This window comes from Corynebacterium nasicanis (assembly GCF_042658165.1).
Lineage (GTDB): Bacteria > Actinomycetota > Actinomycetes > Mycobacteriales > Mycobacteriaceae > Corynebacterium > Corynebacterium nasicanis.
This window is the reverse complement of sequence record NZ_JBHSQE010000001.1, coordinates 679613-701749: the sequence shown is the minus strand read 5'-3', so window position 1 is coordinate 701749 and position 22137 is coordinate 679613. Positions and strand designations below refer to the sequence as shown.

At 69.5% G+C, this 22137-nt stretch carries 15 protein-coding genes and 1 tRNA gene; 13 read left to right on the top strand and 3 right to left on the bottom strand.

Going from position 1 to position 22137, the window contains the following annotated elements:
* Window positions 1–84: 84 nt before the first annotated feature.
* The 9 genes from clpS to rdgB all read left to right on the top strand — a co-directional run bounded on the left by clpS (window position 85) and on the right by rdgB (window position 6190).
* Window positions 85–417: an ATP-dependent Clp protease adapter ClpS gene (clpS, locus tag ACFPUZ_RS03435; RefSeq protein ID WP_376999884.1), complete on the top strand. Its 333-nt coding sequence runs from the start codon at window positions 85–87 to the stop codon at window positions 415–417.
* A gap of 9 nt (window positions 418–426) precedes the next feature.
* Window positions 427–951, top strand: coding sequence for a DUF2017 domain-containing protein (locus ACFPUZ_RS03430; RefSeq protein ID WP_376999882.1), 525 nt, complete (start codon window positions 427–429; stop codon window positions 949–951).
* A 4-nt stretch (window positions 952–955) separates the two neighbouring features.
* A complete protein-coding gene (locus ACFPUZ_RS03425; RefSeq protein WP_376999880.1) occupies window positions 956–1903 on the top strand; it encodes a P1 family peptidase in 948 nt (315 codons plus the stop codon).
* Window positions 1904–1918: 15 nt separating this feature from the next.
* The gene (locus ACFPUZ_RS03420; RefSeq protein ID WP_376999878.1) at window positions 1919–2584 is read left to right on the top strand and encodes a rhomboid family intramembrane serine protease; all 666 of its coding nucleotides are present in this window, start codon (window positions 1919–1921) and stop codon (window positions 2582–2584) included.
* 69 nt (window positions 2585–2653) lie between these two features.
* Window positions 2654–3145 carry a MarR family winged helix-turn-helix transcriptional regulator gene (locus ACFPUZ_RS03415; RefSeq protein WP_376999975.1) on the top strand — a complete coding sequence of 164 codons (492 nt, stop codon included), beginning with the start codon at window positions 2654–2656 and terminating at the stop codon, window positions 3143–3145.
* A 10-nt stretch (window positions 3146–3155) separates the two neighbouring features.
* Window positions 3156–3965: a glutamate racemase gene (gene murI / locus ACFPUZ_RS03410; protein WP_376999876.1), complete on the top strand. Its 810-nt coding sequence runs from the start codon at window positions 3156–3158 to the stop codon at window positions 3963–3965.
* 82 nt (window positions 3966–4047) lie between these two features.
* Window positions 4048–4815 carry an MBL fold metallo-hydrolase gene (locus ACFPUZ_RS03405; RefSeq protein WP_376999875.1) on the top strand — a complete coding sequence of 256 codons (768 nt, stop codon included), beginning with the start codon at window positions 4048–4050 and terminating at the stop codon, window positions 4813–4815.
* Window positions 4816–4836: 21 nt separating this feature from the next.
* Window positions 4837–5574 carry a ribonuclease PH gene (gene rph, locus ACFPUZ_RS03400; protein ID WP_376999873.1) on the top strand — a complete coding sequence of 246 codons (738 nt, stop codon included), beginning with the start codon at window positions 4837–4839 and terminating at the stop codon, window positions 5572–5574.
* A gap of 1 nt (window position 5575) precedes the next feature.
* Window positions 5576–6190 carry an RdgB/HAM1 family non-canonical purine NTP pyrophosphatase gene (gene rdgB, locus ACFPUZ_RS03395; protein WP_376999871.1) on the top strand — a complete coding sequence of 205 codons (615 nt, stop codon included), beginning with the start codon at window positions 5576–5578 and terminating at the stop codon, window positions 6188–6190.
* On the opposite strand, the gene ACFPUZ_RS03390 is transcribed toward rdgB, so the two are convergent.
* On the bottom strand, window positions 6165–7658 hold the full coding sequence (locus ACFPUZ_RS03390) for an HNH endonuclease signature motif containing protein (protein ID WP_376999869.1): 1494 nt from the start codon (window positions 7656–7658) through the stop codon (window positions 6165–6167). The two genes, rdgB and ACFPUZ_RS03390, sit on opposite strands and share 26 nt — an antisense overlap.
* A gap of 109 nt (window positions 7659–7767) precedes the next feature.
* On the opposite strand from ACFPUZ_RS03390, the gene purU reads away from it, so the two are divergent.
* Entirely contained in the window at window positions 7768–8685 is a 918-nt protein-coding gene (gene purU / locus ACFPUZ_RS03385; protein ID WP_376999868.1) for a formyltetrahydrofolate deformylase, read from the top strand.
* Window positions 8686–8743: 58 nt separating this feature from the next.
* Here the strand turns inward: purU and ACFPUZ_RS03380 are convergent, their stop codons facing one another.
* Both ACFPUZ_RS03380 and ACFPUZ_RS03375 read right to left on the bottom strand, forming a co-directional pair.
* Window positions 8744–9097: a DUF3817 domain-containing protein gene (locus tag ACFPUZ_RS03380; protein WP_376999866.1), complete on the bottom strand. Its 354-nt coding sequence runs from the start codon at window positions 9095–9097 to the stop codon at window positions 8744–8746.
* Window positions 9094–9525 carry a hypothetical protein gene (locus tag ACFPUZ_RS03375; RefSeq protein WP_376999864.1) on the bottom strand — a complete coding sequence of 144 codons (432 nt, stop codon included), beginning with the start codon at window positions 9523–9525 and terminating at the stop codon, window positions 9094–9096. Before ACFPUZ_RS03375 ends, ACFPUZ_RS03380 begins: the two co-directional genes overlap by 4 nt.
* A gap of 79 nt (window positions 9526–9604) precedes the next feature.
* On the opposite strand from ACFPUZ_RS03375, the gene ACFPUZ_RS03370 reads away from it, so the two are divergent.
* The 3 genes from ACFPUZ_RS03370 to ACFPUZ_RS03360 all read left to right on the top strand — a co-directional run bounded on the left by ACFPUZ_RS03370 (window position 9605) and on the right by ACFPUZ_RS03360 (window position 22129).
* Window positions 9605–9686: transfer RNA gene (locus ACFPUZ_RS03370), tRNA-Leu, on the top strand.
* A 776-nt stretch (window positions 9687–10462) separates the two neighbouring features.
* The gene (locus ACFPUZ_RS03365; RefSeq protein ID WP_376999862.1) at window positions 10463–19561 is read left to right on the top strand and encodes a fatty acid synthase subunit beta domain-containing protein; all 9099 of its coding nucleotides are present in this window, start codon (window positions 10463–10465) and stop codon (window positions 19559–19561) included.
* Between the two features lie 165 nt (window positions 19562–19726).
* The gene (locus ACFPUZ_RS03360; protein ID WP_376999860.1) at window positions 19727–22129 is read left to right on the top strand and encodes a Cna B-type domain-containing protein; all 2403 of its coding nucleotides are present in this window, start codon (window positions 19727–19729) and stop codon (window positions 22127–22129) included.
* Window positions 22130–22137: the final 8 nt, after the last annotated feature.

The following is a 22137-nucleotide window of genomic DNA, read 5'->3' as shown; positions in this document are numbered from 1 at the left end:
TCAACGTACCCGCTCCGGCACGGCAGCACCACCGGGCGCCGCCGGTTCGCCCGGCCCGGGGGAGCGTTGACTAGGCTGTGGGGCATGACTGGTCCAGTGTCGATGAGCGCCCCCGGGATGGGGTCCCCCATGGCGACCCCGGAGCTTGATGAACAGATCGAGGTCAACGTCGCCACCGCGGAGAATCTGCCGTGGCTGTGCATCGTCTGGGATGACCCGGTCAACCTCATGAGCTACGTCACCTACGTCTTCCAGACCGTCCTCGGCTACGGGCGGAAGCGGGCGACCGAGCTGATGATGCAGGTCCACACAGAAGGAAAGGCCGTCGTCTCCTCCGGGGAGAAGGACAAGGTCGAAGGTGACGTGAAGAAGCTGCATACCGCGGGCCTGTGGGCCACGATGCAGCAGGCGGGATAAGGAGCGCGCGTGCAGGCCTGGCGGAAGAAGAAGGGGCTCATGCGGGCCCCGCGTTTCCACACCCTCCTCGAACCGATGGAACGGGAGGTGCTGGGGAACCTCGTGGCCACCGTCAGCGAGGCGATCATCCAGCGCGCGCAGTCGGCGCCGCGGGATGAACTGGCCGAGCTCACCGGCATCCCCACGGGCCACAAGGACGCCCCCGCGGACCCCGGGATGGCCCGCCTGCTGCCCGACTTCGAGCGGGAGGGCGACGAGGAGTACGAGGGCGACAACTCCCTGCTCCGCAGCCTCCACGAGAACGACATCTGCCGCGCGAAACTGCAGAACCTGCAGGTCGTGGGCGAGAAGGTCGGGCCGGACGGGGGCGTGGAGATCAGCCTCAGCGAGGAGGAGGCGCATGCCTTCCTCGCCGGCCTCAATGACCTGCGCCTCTACCTGGCGGCCGCCCCCGATGCTGATCCCGACACCGCGATGCTCGTCGAATGGCTCGGTTTCAACCAGGACAGCCTGCTCGACGCGATGATGGGCTGAGACCGTGCTTATCGACGTCCCCGGTCTCCTCGTCGGCCACACCTCGGCCGGCGACACCGGGGTCACGGCCATCGTGTCCCGCGATCCGGCGGGCATGGTGGCCGGCGTCGACGTGCGGGGTGGGGGCCCCGGGACGCGCGAGACGGACCTGCTCGATCCCCGCAACACGGTCGAACGGGTCCACGCGGTGGTGCTCGCCGGGGGTTCCGCCTTCGGGCTGGCCGCCGCTGACGGGGCGATGCGGGAGCTGGAGAGGGTGGGCCGGGGCTTTCCCGTCCTGGGGGAGGGGAAGGTCGGCCCGCGGGTGCCCATCGTGCCGGCGGCGGTGATCTTCGATCTTTTCGTGGGGGATCCCGCGCATCGTCCGACGGCGGAGGACGGGGCGGCCGCGGTCCGCGCGGCCCTCGCGGAGTCGGATGCGGGCGCGCGCGGGAATGTCGGCGCCGGGTGCGGGGCCACCGCCGGGGTGCTCCGGGGCGGGCTGGGCCAGGCTGCGGTGCAGGTGGGGGAGTATCGGGTCGCGGCGCTGGTGGTGGCCAATCCGGTGGGCTCGGTCATTGATCCGCAGTCGGGGCGGTTGTGGGGTGATCCGGCGCGGCCCTCGGTGGACCTGGCGGCCTTCGGCGAGCTGCGGCACCCGGCGTCCTCGCTCAACACCACCATCGGGGTCATCGCCACGGATGCCCCGGTCAGCGTGGCGCAGGCGACGCGGCTGGCGATGACCGGCCACGACGGCATCGCCCACGCCGTGCGCCCCGCGCATTCGCCGCTCGACGGGGACACGTTGTTCGCCGTGAGCACCGCCCGCGAGTCCGGCGGGGTCGGCGTGGAGCTCCTCCACGGGCTGTGCGCTGCCGCCGCCGACGTCGTCCGGGCTGCGCTTGTCGACGCCGTCGTCTCCGCCGCGCCCGGCTACGGTCTCGCTGCGTGGTCCGCGATCCGCGCCGACTGATTACAGTGGTGGGCGATGACTCCAGCACCTGTGACTCCGCCCGCCCGCCAGGGGCGCTCCGCCCTGCGTTCCGGTCTCTGGTTCGCGGCCGCCTACGTTGCCGTCCTATGGGCGGTCCATTTTGTCAATATATTTATATTCGCTGGGGACTTGGTCTTTTTCGGCATCCATCCCCTCGACGTGTCTTCACTCTGGCACATCCTCACGTCACCCCTGCTTCACGCGAACATGGAGCATCTCCTCTCCAACACGCTCCCTGGCGCCATCTTCAGCTTTCTCATAGGAATGTCCCGCGCGCGCGTCTGGTGGGAGGTGACCGGCATCGTCGTGGTGCTCGGCGGGCTCGGCGTGTGGCTGCTCGGCGGGGTGGGCTCTAACCATATCGGCGCCTCGGGGCTGGTCTACGGCTGGCTGGGATACCTGCTCGTCAGGGGCATTTTCAACCGTAGCCTCCTGCAGGTCCTCATCGGCGTCATCCTGGGTGTCACCTACTCCGGTCTCATCTGGGGCGTGCTGCCCGGGGTGCCCGGGGTGTCCTGGCAGGCGCACCTCTTCGGCGCGGTGGGTGGGGTGGCCGCCGGCATGTTCATCACCTCCGACGACCCGCCGGAACTGCGGGCGCGGCGACAGCAGCGGAAGCTGGAAGGGGGTGGTTCCAGGCCCGTTCGGGGGGTCCGTTGAAGCGGAAAGTTGCTGGCACCTTAGAGATTCACAGGAGCGCTATCAGTTTCTGTGAGGAGTGCTAGTAGTATCAGGAGTATGAACAATCGACCTGTGGAATGGTTGTCCGAACGCGAGGTTGAGACCTGGATGAATGTCTGGTCCTTCCACGTCTGGCTTCCCACCCGTCTCGAGGCACAACTCAAGCGGGATGCCGGCATCAGCCACTACGACTATTTCGCACTGACCCAGCTGTGGCAGTCACCCGAGCACACCCTGCGCATGAGTGAACTCGCCGCCGCCTGCGAAATGACGCTCTCGCACCTCTCCCGCGTGATCACCCGCCTGGAGAAGCAGGACTTCGTCCGCCGCCTGCCCGACCCGGACGACGGTCGCTCCACCCTCGCGGAGCTCACCTCCGCGGGTCTCGCCCTCTTCGAACAGGCCGCCCCGGGGCACGTCTCCGAGGTCCGCCGCCTCATCTTCGACAACCTCGAACCCGAGGAGCAGAAGCAGTTCGGCGAGGCGATGAGCAAGATCGTCGCCGCCATGGGACACGGGGACCGTCGCACCGGGCGCTAGCATGGGCGGCGTGACCACACCAGCAGCCCCCATCGGCATCTTCGACTCCGGCGTCGGCGGACTCACGGTCGCCCGTACGATCATGGATCAGCTCCCGCACGAGTCGATCATCTACATCGGCGACACCGCCCACGGGCCCTACGGGCCGCTCCCCATCGCGGAGGTGCGGCAGCATGCCATGCGCATCGCCGACGACCTCGTCGAGCGGGGCTGCAAGATGCTCGTCATCGCGTGCAACACCGCCTCCGCGGCCTTCCTCCACGACGCCCGCGAGCGTTACGACGTCCCCGTCGTCGAGGTCATCCAACCGGCCGTCCGCCGCGCGCTGGCCACCACCCGCAACGGCCAGGTCGGGGTCATCGGGACGGTGGGCACCATCAACTCGGGCGCCTACCAGGACCTCTTCGCCATCAACCCCGGCGTGGAGGCCCACGCCCAGGCCTGCCCGAGCTTCGTCGACTTCGTGGAACGCGGCATCACCTCCGGGCGCCAGATCCTCGGGGTGGCCGAGGCGTACGTGGAGCCGCTGCAGGCGGCGGGCGTCGATACGCTCGTCCTGGGCTGCACCCACTACCCGCTGCTCTCCGGCGTCATCCAGCTGGCCATCGGCGACCATGTCACCCTCGTCTCCTCCGCGGAGGAGACGGCGAAGGACGTCCTGCGGATCCTCACCCGCGAGGACCTCCTCGCCGATCCGGAGGTCCAGCCCGCCCCCACCCGGCTCTTCGAATCGACCGGCGATCCGGCGAAATTCGCCCAGCTCTCCGAGCGCTTCCTCGGCCCCGGACTGGGGCAGGTGCACCAGGTGGCCGGGCTCTGAGGTCGGGAAATGTCATTCACAATCTGATGACAATCTGTGCGTTGCGTTCGAGAAAACCGGCCCTGCATGGCAGAGTGGCACCATGAAGTTGACCATCCTCGGAAGCTCCGGAAGCGTCGGTGGGCCCACGAACCCGGCCTCGGGATACCTCGTGAATGTCGACAACTCCCCGGGCCTCCTCGTGGACATCGGTCCCGGAGTGCTCGGACAGCTCCAGGAGGTCCAGGACCCCTGCGACGCCCACGTGGCGTTCTCCCACCTCCACGCCGACCACTGCCTCGACTTCCCCTCCCTCATGGTGTGGCGTCGCTACCATCCCTTCGCCCCCGCCCGCGGGCGCAACCTCTGCTTCGGCCCCTCCACCACGCTCAGCCACCTCGGCGTGCTCTCCGCCGACAGCCCCGGCGAAGTCGACGACATGTCCGACACCTTCGCCTTCGCCCCCTGGCGCACCGGCGAGGCCCACATCATCGACCGCGTCACCGTCACGCCCTTCCAGGCGGTGCACCCCGTGGAGGCCTACTGCCTCCGCATCACCGAGCACACCTCCGGTAAGACCATCGCCTACTCCGGCGACACGGGATGGACGGAGAACCTCATCGACTGCGCCCGCGACGCCGACGTCTTCCTCTGCGAGGCGACCTGGTGCTCCGGGGAAGGTGACTTCCCGCCCGGCATGCACCTCTCCGGCACGGAGGCCGGTCGGGCGGCCCGCCTCGCCGGGGTCAAGCGGCTGGTCATCGTCCACATCCCGCCGTGGGGCGACCCGGAGGCCACCCTCGCCGCCGCCCGCGCCGAATTCGACGGGCCGATCGAGGTCGGCCGTCAGGGTCAGGTCATCGAGTTTTAAGGTCCCCGGTAGCCTGGGTGCATGACTTCTGAGAACTCCTTCGAGCGCGCCGACGGCCGCGACCTCGACCAGCTCCGCACCGTCCGCATCACCCGCGGCTTCACCTCCAACCCTGCCGGATCCGTCCTCATCGAATACGGCAACACCCGGGTCATGTGCACCGCCAGCGTCGAGCACGGGGTGCCGCGCTTCAAGCGCGACTCCGGCGAGGGCTGGCTGACCGCCGAGTACTCGATGCTCCCCGCCGCCACCCACGACCGCATGCCGCGTGAATCCATGCGCGGCAAGGTCAAGGGGCGCACCCACGAGATCTCCCGCCTCGTCGGCCGCGCCCTGCGCGCCGCCGTCGACCTCAGCCAGCTGGGCGAGAACACCATCAACATCGACTGTGACGTCCTGCAGGCGGACGGTGGCACCCGCACGGCCTCCATCACCGGCGCCTACGTGGCGCTGGCCGACGCCATCGCCGTCCTCAAGGCGGAGGGTGTGGTCCCCGGGGAGCCGCTGCTGCCGCCGGTGGCTGCCGTGTCCGTCGGCCTGGTCGACGGCCAGGTCTGCCTCGACCTGCCCTACGAGGAGGATTCCCGCGCGGAGGTCGACCTCAATGTCGTCATGACCGAGGCCGGTAACTTCGTGGAGATCCAGGGCACCGGCGAGCACGGGGACTTCAACCGGGAGCAGCTCAACCTCATGCTGGATTCCGCGGAGAAGGGCTGCCGCGAGCTCATCGCCGCCCAGCGCGCCGCCCTGGGTATCTGACATGCAGCTGCTCGTCGCGTCGAACAACGCCAAGAAGCTGAGTGAGCTCGAACGGATCCTCGCCGACGCCGGGGTCGAGGGGGTGGAGGTCACTCCGCTCAATGCGGTGCGCGCCTACCCGGAGCCCGTCGAAGACGGCCGGACCTTCGCGGACAACGCCCTGCTCAAGGCCCGCGCCGGGGCGCGGGAAACCGGCCTGGTGTGCATCGCGGATGATTCCGGGCTGGCGGTCGAGGAACTCAACGGGATGCCGGGGGTGCTCTCGGCCCGCTGGTCCGGCGGGCACGGCGATGATGCGGCGAACAACGCGCTGCTGCTGGGCCAGATGGCCCACGTCCCCGACGACCGGCGTTCCTGCGCCTTCGTCTCCGTCTGTGCACTGGTGACCCCCTCGGGAGAGGAGCATGTCGCCGAGGGGCGCTGGGAGGGGGCGCTGTTGCGGGAGCCGGTGGGGGACAACGGTTTCGGTTATGACCCGCTGTTCCTTCCGGCGGACGAGGTCGCGGCCGGCCGCTCCTCGGCGCAGCTGAGCCCGGAGGAGAAGAACGCCCTCTCCCACCGGGGCAAGGCACTGGCGCAGCTGGTGGAGGTCATTCGGGAGCTGGCGGCTCGCTGACCTCGCCCGCGGCCTGCCGCCGCCGGATCTTCGCGCCGGCCGACTCGTTCTGGAAGGCGGATTCGTTGAATTCCGGTGGCCCGCCCCCGGGCGGGACCCACCCCGTCCTCCCGGTCGTGGGGTCCTTGTCCATGTGGCCGAGCCCGAAGGCGCCGTCGCGTTCATCCCGGTTGGCCGCATGATGGGTGGGGCATTGCAGGGTGAGGTTCTCGATGTCACTGCGACCTCCCTTCGCCCAGGCCTGCAGGTGATGCACGTGGCTCTGGGCCAGTCCCGTCTGGCAGGGCCCCCGCGTGCAGCACAGTTCCTGGGCGAACAACGCCAGGCGTTGCATGAGGCTGGCGGAGCGGACGGTGCGCCCGAGGTCGAGCACCTGCCCGTCGGTGTCGTGCAGTACCCCGAGGTCGTACTGTGCGGCTCCCAGGCGGAGGATGTCGGCGGTGCTGAGCATGTCCCCGGTGTTGCTGGGGAAGCGGTCGGTGGGGGAGAGGCTCTCCAGCTCCTCGGCGGTGAAGGACACCACCACGGAGCCGACCCCCTGGCGTGCGGCGGAGCCGGGCCCGGCGGCGAGAAAATGGTCGAGGATCGCGGAGAACTGGTCGGCCATCCGGGCGGCCATGGTCCGCTTGTCCTCCTCCGGCGGTACCGGGGTGTTCGAGCCGGGCGCGCGCCCGGGGGCCAGCGCCGCCTTGAGCTTCGCCAGCTCCGCCCCGGCCAGGTACATCGAGACCCGGGCCCCGCCGTCGGAATCCTGCGGCCCGACGATCACCTTCCGCTTCCGCAGGGCCGCGAAGGGGTCGCGGCTGCCGTCCGGCCTCCGGCCGGCCTTGTTGGCCTGGCGGATCTTCTCCCGGAGCCACACACGCAGGTCCTCGAGTGAGCGGTGCCGCCCCTCGACCAGTGCCTCGGCCAGGAGTTCCTCCCGACTTAAGGAGGCGTGCTTATTGAGGTGCTCCAGCTCGCGGTGGATCATCCGCTGCTTGTCGGCGTTGGCCGCCGCCTTCTGGGCCTCTTCGCGCGCTTTTTCCTGTGCTTCCCGGGCGCGGCGCTGCCTCTCCTCCTCGGCGCGGCGGACGCGGGCCAGCTCCTCCTCACGGGCGCGGCGCTGCTCGGCGGTCTCTGCCGGTTCGGGTTCCGGTTCCGGCATCGGTTCCGGCTCGGGAGGGCTGAACAGGGCGTGCCCCCGCTCGAGCCGGGACCGTGCCTCGGCCTTCGACAGGCCGAGCCGGCGGGTGAGGAACTCGGTCGCGTGGACGGCCCCCACGAGACGCCCGGCCTCGGCCTTGTCGGCTGCGTAGGCGAAGGCGGCGTCGGCAAAGCTCTTGAGCTCCACAACCTTCTCCAAGCGGATGAACTCCTCCTGGACCTCCGCGAAGCTGATCGAGTCGGGGAAAGCCATGGCGGAGGAGAGCTCCGTCAGCGCCGATTCGATTCGGTCGATCAGGCCCGCCAGCTGTGTCTTCGTCATGTTCCCCACCCCCGTAGTTCGCTTACATGTTCGACCTTACACCATCTACTTTCCTTGTCAACCCCTGCACCTGAAACACCCCGTTTCCCGGTGGGCTACTATCCGACGAATGACCCCGCACAACATTGATGATCCCCGCAACCGCCCCTCCGGTCCCACGACCGAGCGTCAGTACGTGCTCACCCTCGGCTGCCCCGACACGACCGGCATCGTCGCCCGGCTGTCGACCTTCCTGGCGGAGCAGGGTGGCTGGATCACGGAGGCCGCGTACTTCACGGACCCCGAGAACAACTGGTTCTTCACCCGCCAGGCGATCAGGGCGGATTCGGTCGACATGGGCATCGATGAGCTGCGCGAGAAGTTCGCCCCGGTTGCGGAGGAGTTCGGGCCCAAGGCGCAGTGGCGGCTGCGGGACACCGCGGACCTGAAGAAGGTGGTCATCCTCGTCTCCCGGGAGGGGCACTGCCTGCACGATCTGCTGGGCCGTGTCGCGGAGAACGATTACCCGATGGAGGTGGTGGCGGTCGTCGGTAACCACGACAACCTCGCCTACATCGCCGACAACCACGGCGTGCCTTTCTACCACGTGCCGTTCCCCAAGGACGCCGTCGGCAAGCGGCGGGCTTTTGAGGAAGTCGGGGAGATTGTCAACTCCTACGAGCCCGACGCCATCGTCATGGCCCGCTTCATGCAGATCCTGCCGCCGGACTTCTGCGAGATGTGGGCGGGGCGCGTCCTCAACATCCACCACAGCTTCCTGCCCTCGTTCATGGGCGCGCGCCCCTACCACCAGGCGCACAAGCGCGGCGTGAAGCTCATCGGCGCGACCTGCCACTTCGCCACCTCGGATCTCGACGACGGCCCCATCATCGAGCAGGACGTCATCCGCGTCACCCACAAGGACACCCCGGAGGAGATGCAGCGGCTGGGCCGCGACGCCGAGAAGTCGGTCCTGGCCCGCGGCCTGCGCTACCACCTCGAGGACCGGGTCCTCGTGTACGGCAACCGCACGGTCGTCTTCGACTAGGCGCGAAAAAACGGGGCTCCGCTGCCAGGCGGGGCCCCGTTCGGCGTCGATAAGCGCATCAGGCCAGCTGGAACTTCTCCTTGACCTCGCGGCGGCGGTTGGCCTCCACGAAGAAGGAGAGGAAGGGCACGACGCCGGCCAGCGCCGTGGTGATCCAGGTGATCGGCTGCCAGCGCGCCTTGAGGCCCAGGTTGAGCACGGCCAGCAGGTACGCCATGTAGGCCCACCCGTGCGCGATGGCCACGATGGTCGCCCACGAGGGGATCTCCACCTTGAGGGCGTACTCGAGGATCATGCGGACCACGAGAATGATGAGGAACACGCCCGTGATCCAGGCGGTGACCGAAAACAGCGTGAGGGCGGTGCTCACGCGCTTCTGGCGCTCAGGATGGATCGTCTGCGTTGCGGTCATGTGGTGGTCTCTCCAGGTTGTGGGTGATCTGCTTCTCGACGCCTGCGTGTCGGCGTGTTCAGCTCATTGAAGGTGTCGATGTCCAGGGAGGGGCGACGGGGGAGGAAGTCCTCGTCGATGGTGGTGACCTCGTCCTGCTTCCGGGTCGGTGCCTCGTAGAGGAAATCGGGGTCGTCGGTGGCGTTCTCCGCGTCGATCATCTCGTTCTCGTACTGGAGGAACTTCCGGTAGGCGTAGATGAAGAACGCGCCGAACAGCGGCCACTGGAAGGCGTAGCCGAGATTCTGGAACGTCCCCGTCCCCGACTGGAAACGCGTCCACTGCCACCAGGCGAGAGCGATGGTGCAGACCACGGCGGCGGCGAGGAAAACCACGTGGGTCACGCGGACCTTCTTGCGCTGTCGCCGGGGTCGGTTGTTCTCGCTCACGGAACATCACCATACCCGGGATCATCCGAAAGGCGGAGTTCGGGGCAGTGTGGGCAGCAGGGTACTATGACTCGGACACGCGCCCGTGGCGGAATTGGCAGACGCGCTGGATTTAGGTTCCAGTGTCTTCGGATGTGTGGGTTCAAGTCCCACCGGGCGCACGTTGTGATCTCGCGGGACATACTTCCGGTATGTCCCGCGACATCGTTCCTCTCCGGGTCTTCCACCGTTGTCGGTGGAAGGCCCTGAAATTTTTCGTTGGTAGACCGTGGCCGGGTCGATGAGGAACTCCGCGAGGATCGTGCCGGTGGTTGTGTCCACGACGGTGACCTCGGGGCCCAGGCATTCCGTCAGGGTTGCGTACCTCTTTTGTCGGCGTCCGACGGGTGCTTGGTCTGGATGATGATCCGGGTGGATGCCTTCTTCATGGCTCATTGTCGAGGAGCGGAAGCTGATGCCACCGGGCGCACAAATCTTCTCTGCACAGGCGGCGTCGGCGCGGGGTGGCGTACGCACGTACCCCTTTGTTCACCGGGCGTCCGGAAAACCCCAGGACGGCCTCGGACCGCCGAGCGCAAAAGGGTACCTCGCAACACGCGGCCCGTGGCCTCCGCCCCCGCCTGTGACAATCATCCCCCGGCTCCCCTCCCGTGACCATCGTCACCCTGCGTCTGCTCCGACATGCCCTCGCGACCCCCGCCAGGTGGCCGAAAGGGCACAGCACACGGGTGGTTTTGCCCACCAACCGACGCTACCGGAACCTACTGCCGCGTAGCCGTGCCTCGTTGTCGTGATCGGCAACCTAAATGCGACACCGGCCCCAAAGGTGACGCTTTCCTCAAGTTTTTGTGGCATATTTGGCTATCAAAACTTGTGGGCGCATCCGTGCCCTCAGTTTCTTCATGCACAAAGTAGGAAACACAGGAGCGAGTTCCACGTGACCGAATACAGCACCTCCTTCGGGACGGATCGACTGATCAACCGCTTCGACCACGAGCCGTACGCCCTGGCCTTCTCCGGCCAGGGATTCGACTGGTTGAAGACCCTGCGCGCGGCCGTCGCCGCCGGTGTCGGCACCGCCGTCACCTCCCTGGTCGACGGCGCCGCCGCGAAGCTCGCGCCTGTCGCAGATGAGCTCGCGGGCACCCGTCCCCACGGCTTCGACCCTGTCACCTGGGCCCGCGCCGAGGAAGACCCGGCCTTCGACACCGCGCAGGCGGCGCTGAGCGTCCCGGGCATCTTCACCGCCCAGCTCGCCGTGCTGGAGTCCCTGGACCGCCAGGGCCTGGACCTCGACGAGGCTGTCGTCTCCGTCGGTCATTCCCAGGGCAAGCTGGCCTCCCTCCTCCTCGAGGGGCAGGCGGAGTCCGATGACCTGTTGGCCATCGCGCAGCTCATCGGCGCCGCCATGACCCGCACCGCGCGTATCACCGGCCTGCTCCAGCAGGGCGAGCATTCCCCGATGGTCTCCGTCATCGGCATCACCCGGGAGCAGCTGCAGCAGGCCATCGACCACGCCTGCGCGGACGTCCCGGAGGAGATCCGTCCGGTCGTCGGCCTGCGCAACGCCCGCGACACCTTCGTCATGGTGGGCCGCCCGCAGGACCTGCTGGCGGTGGAGGAGCTGCTCGGTTCCTTCGCGCGTCGTGACGCCAAGGCCGTGGAGAACAAGGAGCGCGGCGGCGCACCCTTCAACCCGCGTTTCAACCCGCTGCCGATCCAGACCGCTTTCCACCACCCGGCCATGCAGGCCGCCGTCGAGCAGACCGTCGCGTGGGCACAGCAGGCGGGCCTCGACGCCGATGTCGCCCGCGTGGCCGCTGAGCTGGTGCTCACCACGCCCGTCGATTTCCCCGCGGAGCTGTCCGCAGCTGCGGACGCCGGCGCGCGCTGGATCCTCGAGATCGGTCCCGAAGCCGGCATGTCGCCCCTGACCCGACGCATCCTCGCCGGTCGCGGGGTCGGCGTGGTCACGGTCTCCGACACCGAGGGTCAGGCCGAGCTCTTCGACGCCGGCCTTGCCCCCGAGCTCCCCCGCGACTGGTCCGAGTTCGCCCCCCGCCTGGAGACGCGCAACGGCCAGATCCGCCTGGTGACCAAGTTCACCGAGGTCACCGGCTACACCCCGATGACCCTGCCGGGCATGACCCCGACCACCGTCGACCCGAAGATCGTGGCGGCCGCCGCCAATGCCGGCCACTGGGCCGAGCTCGCCGGTGGCGGACAGGTCACCGAGGACGTCCTCCACGAGCACCTCGAGCAGCTGCAGGACATGCTGCTCCCGGGCGTCAATGCCCAGTTCAACTCCATGTTCCTCAACCCCTACCTGTGGCGCATGCAGATCGAGGGCAAGCGCCTCGTCCCGCGGGCCCGCGCCAACGGCGCCCCCATCGACGGCATCATCATCACCGCCGGCATGCCGCCGCACGAGGAGGCCGTCTCCCTCGTCCGCGAGCTGCGTGACGCCAACTTCCCGTGGATCGTGTTCAAGCCGGGCGCGGTCAAGCACATCCGCCAGGTGCTCAAGATCGCCGACGATGTCGCCGAGATCCCGATCATCATCCAGGTCGAGGGCGGCAAGGCCGGTGGGCACCACTCCTGGGAGGACCTGGATGAGCTGCTCATCGCCACCTACGCCGAGATCCGCGAGCGTGACAACGTCATCCTCGTGGTCGGCGGTGGCATCGGCACCCCGGAGCGGGCCGCCGAGTACATCACCGGCACCTGGGCGCTGAAGCACGATCTGCCCGCCATGCCGACCGACGGCATCCTCATCGGTACCGCCGCCATGGCCACCCTGGAGTCCACCGCCTCCGAGTCCGTCAAGCAGGCGCTGGTCGCCGCGCCGGGCTCCGACGAGTGGGCCGGCGCCGGCCGCGAGGCCGGTGGCGTCGCCTCCGGTCGTTCCCAGCTGGGCGCCGACCTCTACGAGATCGAGAACTCCTTCGCCCGCGCCGGCCGCCTCCTCGACGAGGTCGCCGGTGACGACGACGCCGCGATCGCCCGTCGCGACGAGATCATCGCCGCGATCGACAAGACCTGCAAGCCCTACTTCGGCGATGTCGAGACCATGACCTACGCCGAGTGGCTGGCCCGCTACCTCGAGATCTCCGGCCCCTACCAGGGCGCCTGGACCGACGTGTCCTGGTACAACCGCTTCATCGACATGGTCGAGCGCGCCGAGGCCCGCCTCAGCGACCTCGACCACGGCGAGTTCGAGGCCCTCGTGGAGGTCGACGCCGACAACCCGCAGGCGGCCGTCGAGAAGCTCGTGGAGCTCTACCCTTTCGCCGCGCGCGACCTCCTCCACCCGGCGGACCGTGCGTGGTTCAACAAGCTGCTGCTCAACCCGGGCAAGCCGGCCAACTTCGTGCCGGTCATCGACGGTGACGTCCGCCGCTGGTGGCGTTCCGACTCCCTGTGGCAGGCCCACGACGAGCGTTACGACGCCGACGAGGTCTGCATCATCCCGGGCACCGCCGCCGTCGCGGGCATCACCCGCGCCAACGAGCCGGTCGCCGAGCTGCTCGGCCGCTTCAACCAGGCCTCCATCGACGCGCTTCTCGACGCCGGGGAGCAGGCCGTCGACGTCTCCGAATCCGTCGTCGAGCGCGTGCTCACCGCGCCGGGCACCTACTGGGCCGGCCGCCAGCAGGCCTCCTACATCGAGCGCCTCGGCGACCCCGAGCAGTGGACCCTCGCCGAGGACCGCCGCTCCGCCACCCACGCCGCCACCGGCTCCCGCCTCGTCGCCGAGGACACCGAGCACGCCGTGCTCACCGTCCCGCTGGCCGGGTCCACCGCCGCCGGCACCACGACGGACCTCAACATCCGCTTCACGGTCCCGGCCGACGCCCCGCTGTCCGCCAACCCGCAGGTCACCGCGGAGGACGCCGAGGCCGCCATGGCCGAGCTCACCCGCGTCGCCGCGGGCGGCGAGCTGGCCGCGGTCAACGCCACCGGTGTCGCCGAGTGGGACACCACCCTCGACGCCGGTCACCTGGCCGACTACGACAACGTCACCGCCGGCTACCTGCCCTCCGGGCTGGCCGTGCACGACACCGCCCCGGACGTCCTCGTCGGGCGCGCCTGGCCGGCCGTGTTCGCCGCCGTGCGCTCCGCCGTGGTCCCGGGCACCGACTCCGCCTCCGTGGTCGAGGGCATGCTCTCCCTCGTGCACCTCGAGCACCACCTGACGATGCTGCGCGAGCTGCCCTCCCTCAGTGAGGGTGCGGTCGACCTGCACATCACCGCCACCGCCGACGAGGTCTCCGACACCGACATGGGTCGTCTCGTGGTTGTCCGCGCGCAGATCTCCGCCGACGGCGAGCCGCTGGCCAAGCTGTCCGAGCGCTTCGCCATCCGCGGGCGCAACGGCAAGATGACCGCGCGCACCAACACCTCGGTGCTGCCGTCCGTCGTGGACACCCCGCGTTCCTTCCGCGCCTACGCGCGCGTCGTGGCGCCGGATTCCATGCACCCCTTCGCCGTCGTCTCCGGCGACCGCAACCCCATCCACGTCTCCGACACCGCCGCCGGCCTGGCCGGCCTGCCGGGCGTCATCGTCCACGGCATGTGGACCTCCGCCATCGGTGAGCTCGTCGCCGGTTCCGGCTACCAGGATGATTCCGCCACCACCTCCCCGGGCCGCGTCGTCGAGTACACCGCGACCATGCTCGCCCCGGTCCTGCCGGGCGAGACGATCGAGTTCACGGTGGAGCGCGCGGGCGTCGATAACCGCCCCGGCCACGGGGAGGTCCGGGCGGTGACCGCCACCGTCAACGGCAACATGGTGCTCACCGCCACGGCCGTCATGGCCGCACCGACCACCTTCTACGGTTTCCCGGGCCAGGGCATCCAGTCCCAGGGCATGGGCATGGATTCGCGGGCCTCGTCCGCGGCCGCCCGTGAGGTGTGGGACCGCGCCGACCGCCACACCCGCGGCAAGCTGGGCTTCTCCGTCCTGGAGATCGTCAAGAACAACCCGACCGAGGTCGTCGTCGGTGGGGAGCGCTTCCACCACCCGGACGGCGTGCTCTTCCTCACCCAGTTCACGCAGGTCGCCATGGCCACCCTGGGCTGCGCCCAGATCGCCGAGATGCGTGAGGCCGACGCCCTCAACCAGCGCGCCTACTTCGCCGGCCACTCCGTCGGTGAGTACAACGCCCTCGCCGCCTACTCCGGCGTCCTCTCGCTCGAGTCCGTCGTGGAGATCGTCTACCGCCGCGGCCTCACCATGCACCGCCTCGTCGAGCGCGACGCGGAGGGCAACTCCAACTACGGCCTCGCCGCGCTGCGTCCCAACAAGATGCGCCTGACCGCCGACAACGTCTTCGGCTACGTGCAGGAGATGTCGGAGAAGACCGGCGAGTTCCTGGAGATCGTCAACTACAACATCGCCGGCGTCCAGTACGCCGTCGCCGGTACCCGCGCGGGCCTCAACGCCCTCAAGGCCGACGCCGAGGAGAAGGCACCGGGCCAGCGCGCGTTCATCATGATCCCGGGCATCGACGTGCCCTTCCACTCCAGCCACCTCCGTGACGGCGTGGGCGATTTCCGCGAGCACCTCGATTCGCTCATCCCGGCCGAGATCAACCTGGACATCCTCGTCGACCGCTACATCCCGAACCTCGTGGCCCGTCCCTTCGAGCTCAGCCGCGACTTCGTCGAGTCGATCACCGAGGTCGTCTCCTCGCCGTACATCGACGCCATCCTCGCCGACTACGAGTCCGCAGCTGCGGACCCGCAGAAGCTCGGCCGCACCCTGCTCATCGAGCTCCTGGCCTGGCAGTTCGCTTCCCCGGTGCGCTGGATCGAGACGCAGGATCTCATCCTGCGCGACCTGGGCATCGAGCGTTTCGTCGAGGTCGGCGTCGGGTCCGCCCCGACCCTGGCCAACATGCTCGGCCAGACGCTGCGCCTGCCGCAGTACCGCGGCACCCCGATCGAGGTCCTCAACGTCGAGCGCGATCGCCCGGTGGTCTTCGCCACCGACGAGATCGTCCGCGAGGTCGCCGCCGACGTCGTCCCGGAGGCTGAGGCTGAGGCCGCGGCGCCGGCCAAGAAGTCCACCGCCGCTCCGGCCCCGGTCGTCGCCAACGCCCCGACCGGCGACACCGTCCCGGTCACCGCCCCGGCGCCGGTCGCTGCCGCCGGTGCGGGCACCCCGGACGACATCGAGTTCACCCCCTCCGACGCCACCGAGATGCTCATCGCCATCTGGACGAAGGTGCGCCCGGACCAGATGGGGGCCACCGACTCCATCGAGACCCTCGTCGAGGGCGTGTCCTCGCGCCGTAACCAGCTGCTGCTGGATCTCGGCGTGGAGTTCGGCCTCGGCGCCATCGACGGTGCCGCCGACGCCGAGCTGGCCGCCCTCAAGCAGACCGTCACCAAGATGGCCAAGGGCTACAAGGCCTTCGGTCCCGTCCTCGGTGACGCCGCCGCCGACGCCCTGCGTCGCATCACCGGCCCGACCGGCAAGAAGCCCAACCACATCTCCGAGCGCGTGACCGGCACCTGGCAGCTCGGCCCGGGCTGGGCCGACCACGTCGTCGCCGAGGTGGTCATCGGCGCCCGCGAGGGAGCCTCCCTGCGGGGCGGCGATCTGGCCACCCTGTCCCCGGCCGCCCCCTCCAACGCGGGCGACCTCGACGCGCTTATCGACGCCGCCGTCCAGGCCGTCGCCGCCCGCCGCGGCGTCGCCGTCGGGCTGCCCTCCGCCGGTGGCGGAGCAGGCGGAGTCGTCGACTCCGCGGCCCTCGGCGAGTTCGCCGAGCAGGTCACCGGCAAGGAAGGCGTGCTGGCGGAGACCGCCCGCACCATCCTCTCCCAGCTGGGCATCTCCGAGGTCGAGTCCCACAACCTCGAGGACGAGGGCGACGACTACGCCGCGCTCTTCGACCTGGTCTCCCGCGAGCTCGGCTCCGACTGGCCCCGCCAGGTCGCCCCGAGCTTCGACGCCGACCGCGCCGTGCTTCTCGACGACCGCTGGGCCTCCGCCCGCGAGGACCTCACCCGCGTGTCCCTCGGCGAGCTCGACGCCTCCCACGTCGACGTGACCGGGGCCGGGGAGAACGTGGCCCGCCAGGCCGAGTTCCTGGGCCTGCCGGAGCTGGCCGCCCAGGCCCGCGACACCGCCGCCCTCGCCTACAACGAGGACGTCGCGGTGGTCACCGGTGCCTCCCCGAACTCCATCGCCGCCGGCGTCGTCGGCAAGCTGCTCGCCGGTGGGGCCACCGTCGTGGTCACCACCTCGAGCCTGTCCCACTCCCGTCTGTCGTACTACAAGAACCTCTACGCGACGACGGCCCGCGGCACCGCCGCCCTGTGGGTGGTCCCGGCCAACCTGAGCTCCTACACGGATCTCGACGGCGTCATAGAGTGGATCGGCAACGAGCAGACCGCCACGGTCAACGGTCAGAAGAAGGTGCTGAAGAAGGCCCTCATCCCGACCCTTCTCTTCCCCTTCGCCGCCCCCCGCGTCATGGGTTCCCTCGCCGACGCCGGCCCGGCCGCCGAGTCCCAGATGCGCCTGCTCCTGTGGGCCGTCGAGCGGCTCATCGCCGGCCTCTCCGAGATCGGCAATGACACCCACGTGGGCAAGCGCCTGCACGTCGTCCTCCCGGGTTCCCCCAACCGTGGTCGCTTCGGCGGCGACGGTGCCTACGGCGAGTCCAAGGCCTCCCTCGACGCGCTGGTCACCCGCTGGCACGCCGAGCCGGTGTGGGGCGACCGCACCAGCCTCGTCCACGCCTTCATCGGCTGGGTCCGCGGCACCGGCCTCATGGGCGGCAACGACCCGCTCGTCGAGACGATCGAGTCCAAGGGCGTGCGCACCTTCTCCAACGAGGAGATGGCGCAGCTGCTGCTCTCCCAGATCACCGATGACGTCCGCGCCGAGGCCGCCCAGGCCCCGGTCATCGTGGACTACACCGGTGGGCTCGGCGAGTCCGACGTCAACATCTCGCAGCTCGCCGCGGAGGCGGCTGCGGAGGCTGAGGCGGCGGGCGTCGATAAGCAGGACCCGGACGCGGTGGAGCCCCGCACCCTCACCGCCCTGCCCACCCCCTACCGCCGCTTCGAGTGGACCGCGCCGGACTTCACCGGCGTGAGCCGGAAGCTCGAGGACATGATCGTCATCGTCGGCGCCGGCGAGGTCGGACCCTACGGCTCCGCCCGCACGCGTTTCGACGCCGAGCTCTCCGGCGACCTCACCGCCGCCGGCGTCACCGAGCTCGCCTGGACCATGGGTCTCATCCACTGGGACAACGGCGCCTGGTACGACACCGACGACCAGGAGCTCGCCGAGGAGGAGATCTACGAGCGCTTCCACGACGAGGTCCTGGGCAAGGTCGGCGTCCGCCGCTACCATGACGACTTCTTCATGGTCGACAACCTCGCACCCGAGCTGACCACGGTCTACCTGGACAAGGACCTCTCCTTCTCCGTCGCCTCCAAGGAGGAGGCCAAGACCTTCGTCGACTCCGAGCCGGACCACACCTCCGCGTTCTTCGACGAGGAGTCCGGCGAGTGGACCGTCGTCCGCCACGCCGGATCCGCGGTGCGCGTCCCGCGCCGCACCACGATGTCGCGCTTCGTCGGCGGCCAGATCCCGGAGGGCTTCGACCCCTCGGTGTACGGCATCCCCGCCGACATGATCGACAACCTCGACCGCCTCGCGCTGTGGAACCTCGTCTGCACCATCGACGCGTTCCTCGCCTCCGGCTTCACCCCGGCGGAACTGCTGCGTGAGGTCCACCCGGCCCGCGTGTCCTCCACCCAGGGCACCGGCATGGGAGGCGTCGAGTCGATGCGCTCCCTCTACATCGACGGCCTGCTCGCCGAGCCGCGCGCGAACGACATCCTGCAGGAGGCCCTGCCGAACGTCGTCGCCGCCCACGTCATGCAGTCCTACGTCGGTGGCTACGGCCAGATGATCCACCCGGTCGCCGCCTGCGCCACCGCCGCCGTCTCCGTCGAGGAGGGCTACGACAAGATCGCCCTGGGCAAGGCCGACTTCGTCGTCGCCGGCGGCCTGGACGACCTCTCCATCGAGGGCATCACCGGCTTCGGTGACATGGCTGCCACCGCGGACTCCACCGAGATGGAGAACAAGGGCATCGAGCACCGCTACTTCTCGCGGGCCAACGACCGCCGCCGCGGCGGCTTCATCGAGTCCGAGGGTGGCGGCACCGTGCTGCTGGCCCGCGGTACCGTCGCCGCCGACCTCGGTCTGCCGGTCCTGGGTGTCGTCGCCTTCGCGGAGTCCTTCGCCGACGGTGCGCACACCTCGATCCCGGCCCCGGGCCTCGGTGCCCTGGGCGCGGCCCGCGGCGGGGCGGACTCCCGCCTGGCGCAGCAGCTGGCCGCCGTGGGAGTGGGCGTGGACGAGGTGTCGATCATCTCCAAGCACGACACCTCCACCAACGCCAACGACCCGAACGAGTCGGACCTGCACGAGCGCATCGCCGCCTCCATCGGCCGCGCCGACGGCAACCCGATGTACGTCATCTCCCAGAAGACGCTCACCGGCCACGCCAAGGGCGGTGCCGCGGCCTTCCAGATGATCGGCCTCACCCAGGTGCTGCGCTCCGGTCTGGTCCCGGCGAACATGTCCCTCGACACGGTCGACCCGGTTCTCGAGCAGCACCAGCACCTCGTGTGGCTGCGCCGCCCGCTCAACCTGGTCGCGCGTCCCCCGAAGGCCGGCCTGGTCACCTCGCTGGGCTTCGGCCACGTGTCCGCCCTGGTCGCCATCGCCCACCCGGGTGCCTTCCTGGAGGCCCTGCGCAACGAGCGCGGCCAGGACGCCGCCGCCGAGTGGGCCGCCACCGCGGTGGCCCGCGAGGAGGCCGGCCTGCGCCGCATCGTCGACGCCATGTACGGTGGCGCCCCGCTCTACGAGCGTCCGGCCGACCGTAACCTCGGTGGCACCGGCGACGCCGTCAAGCCCCGTGAGGCCGCGATCCTGCTGGATCACGACGCCCGCCTCGTCGACGGTGTCCTGCGCACCGGCGCGGAGATCAACGGATAGGTGACCGAAGGCCCGCATCCCCTGCTCAGGGGGTGCGGGCCTTCCGCGTGCGCGGGGGTAGATGTCGAGACATGTGGGGCGGCAATGGTCTAGGCTCATTCGGTGGGAAAGCTTGGGAAAGCTTGTGCTTTGCCCGCTAATTACGTTGATACCGAAGGAAAACCTATGGCCCTCCTCTCCCGCGCGGTGCCGATGCAGCGCGTCGTCGTGGCGGTGCTGCTCATCCTCGCGATGGTCCTGGGCGCGACGCCCCGGGCCCACGCGGCCCCCGTGCAGCCCACCGCCGTGCAGTTCACCCTGACCAACCCGGACGGGGGCCCGGCCGGTTCACTCACCGCCGACACCCCCTACCGCTTCGGCTTCGACTTCACCGTCCCCGCCGGCACCCAGCCCGGCGATCACTTCACGGTGACGCTGCCCCCCGAATTCGACGTGGTCGACAACTCGGCCGCACAGCTCGGCGGCGGGACGACCGCGACGGTGGTGGGGAACCAGGTCACCGTGATCTTCGGCGAGGGCGTCACCGGCCTCATCAACGTCCGGGGACACTTCGACATCATCGCCCAGTACCGCCACACCGGAACCGAGGACAAGGACGTCAACGTCACGGTGACGCTCGGCAACGAGACCGTCTACGAGCAGATCCTCAAGGGCACCGGCCCGCCGCCGCCCTTCCCCATGGTGGTGAACAAGTGGTCCGGCTACAGCACCGCCCCGACCAACGTGAACACCTCGAAGGCGCTCAAGCTCCAGACGCCGCGCTACAACTACCAGTGGATCAACCCGGTCCCCGGCCAGGTCTTCGCCCACTGGTTCATCGAGCTGAACAACTGGCACGGCGGGGCCGACCCCGTCGCCATCGGTCAGAACATCGTCATCACCGACCGCCTCGCCGGCATGCCCGCCGGATTCGTCCCGGCCGTGCAGGCCGCGGAGCCGGGCGCCCTCACCCAGGCGCAGCTCGACGAGCAGCTCAACGGCTACTACATGCAGAACTTCTTCTGCGTCGCCGTGCGCGACAACGGTGTCACCACCTCCTACCCGACGCTGAACAACCTCGGGCAGACCCTGCCGTTCATCACCTTCACCGGTGACTCCTTCGCGTTCCGGGTGTCCGACTACCTGGCCTCGATCGGCGTTCACCCCTCCGACAAGGCCCAGTACGCCGTCAACTACTTCACCCTCGTGCCGGAGTCGAACGCCAACGTCACCAACTCCGCGACGCTGACCACCGACGTCATCACCGACGGCCAGACCGACACCGGCTGGTACAAGACCGTCGACACCACCGGGTGGATCTTCGGCGACCAGCCCACCACCTCGCTGGCGGTGACCAAGCAGTGGGAGGGCGCGAACGCCCCGACCCCGGCCGTCAGCTTCGAGCTGCTTGCCGACGGCGAGCCGGCCCGCACCCTCACCGGCGATCTCATCCCCGCGCTGCAGTTCGCCGAAGGTGTCACCCAGGGCGAGTGGACCGGGCTGCCGACGCAGTCCGCCCGCGGGGTCCCGATCGTCTACTCCGTCAAGGAGGTCACCGTCGACGGCTTCCGTTCCACGGTGAGCGGCACCTACACCCCCGACCTCGCCGATCTGGCGAACATCCCCGCCGGCAGCATCACCGTCACCAACACCCGCGACGCGGACACCCCGGTGACGTCGGTGACCGTGACCAAGGTCTGGAACGGACTGGACGCGGGCGAGACCGCGCCGGAGGTCACCTTCCAGCTGCTGGCCGCGGTCGGGGACGACTTCGTGCAGGTCCCCGCTCGCGCGGCCGTCCTCGCGCCGGGCGAGACCACCGCAACGTGGGAGAACCTGCCCGTCGCCACCGACGACGGCCGCGCGATCACCTACCGGGTCCAGGAAGTCGTCGTCCCCGGCTTCGAGTCCACCGTCGAGCCTGCGACCTACACCCCGGACCAGGCGGAGCCCGTCCCGGGAGCGTTCACCGTGACCAACACGAAGGTCCCCGGCACCCCCGTGGACCCGGACTCGCCGGTGGCCCCGCTGCGCGTCGAGAAGGTCTGGGTCGGCATCGACCCTGCGGACGCCCCCGCCATCACCCTCAGCTTGCTCGCCAACGGCGCGCTTGTCGACGCCGCCACCGCCACCGTCACCCTCCCGCCCGGCACCACCACCCACGTCTGGGAGGACCTGCCGACCGAGGACGCTGACGGCAAGACCATCGTCTACTCGGTGGTCGAGACCCCCGTGCCCGGATTCCGTACGACCTACAGCTCGGACGCGGCCGGCTCCATCACCGTCACCAACACACGGGAGGATCAGCCGGGCAGCTCCATCCCGTGGTGGCCGCTCCTCCTCATCCCGCTGATCCCGCTCATCGGTGGCTCCAGCACCAGCTCAGCTACGGTTCCGGACACGACGGTCCCGACGGTACCGGTCACCGAGATCCGGGATCCCAAGGCAGAGAAGCAGCAGGCCCCCGCGCCCGCGCCGCAGCGCACGCTGGCCAACACCGGCGCCGACACTGTGGCACTCGGTGCGCTGGCTCTGGCGCTGGTGCTCGGGGGAGTGGGCGTGCTCCTGCTCCGCCGCCGTGATGCCTAGCTGACCTC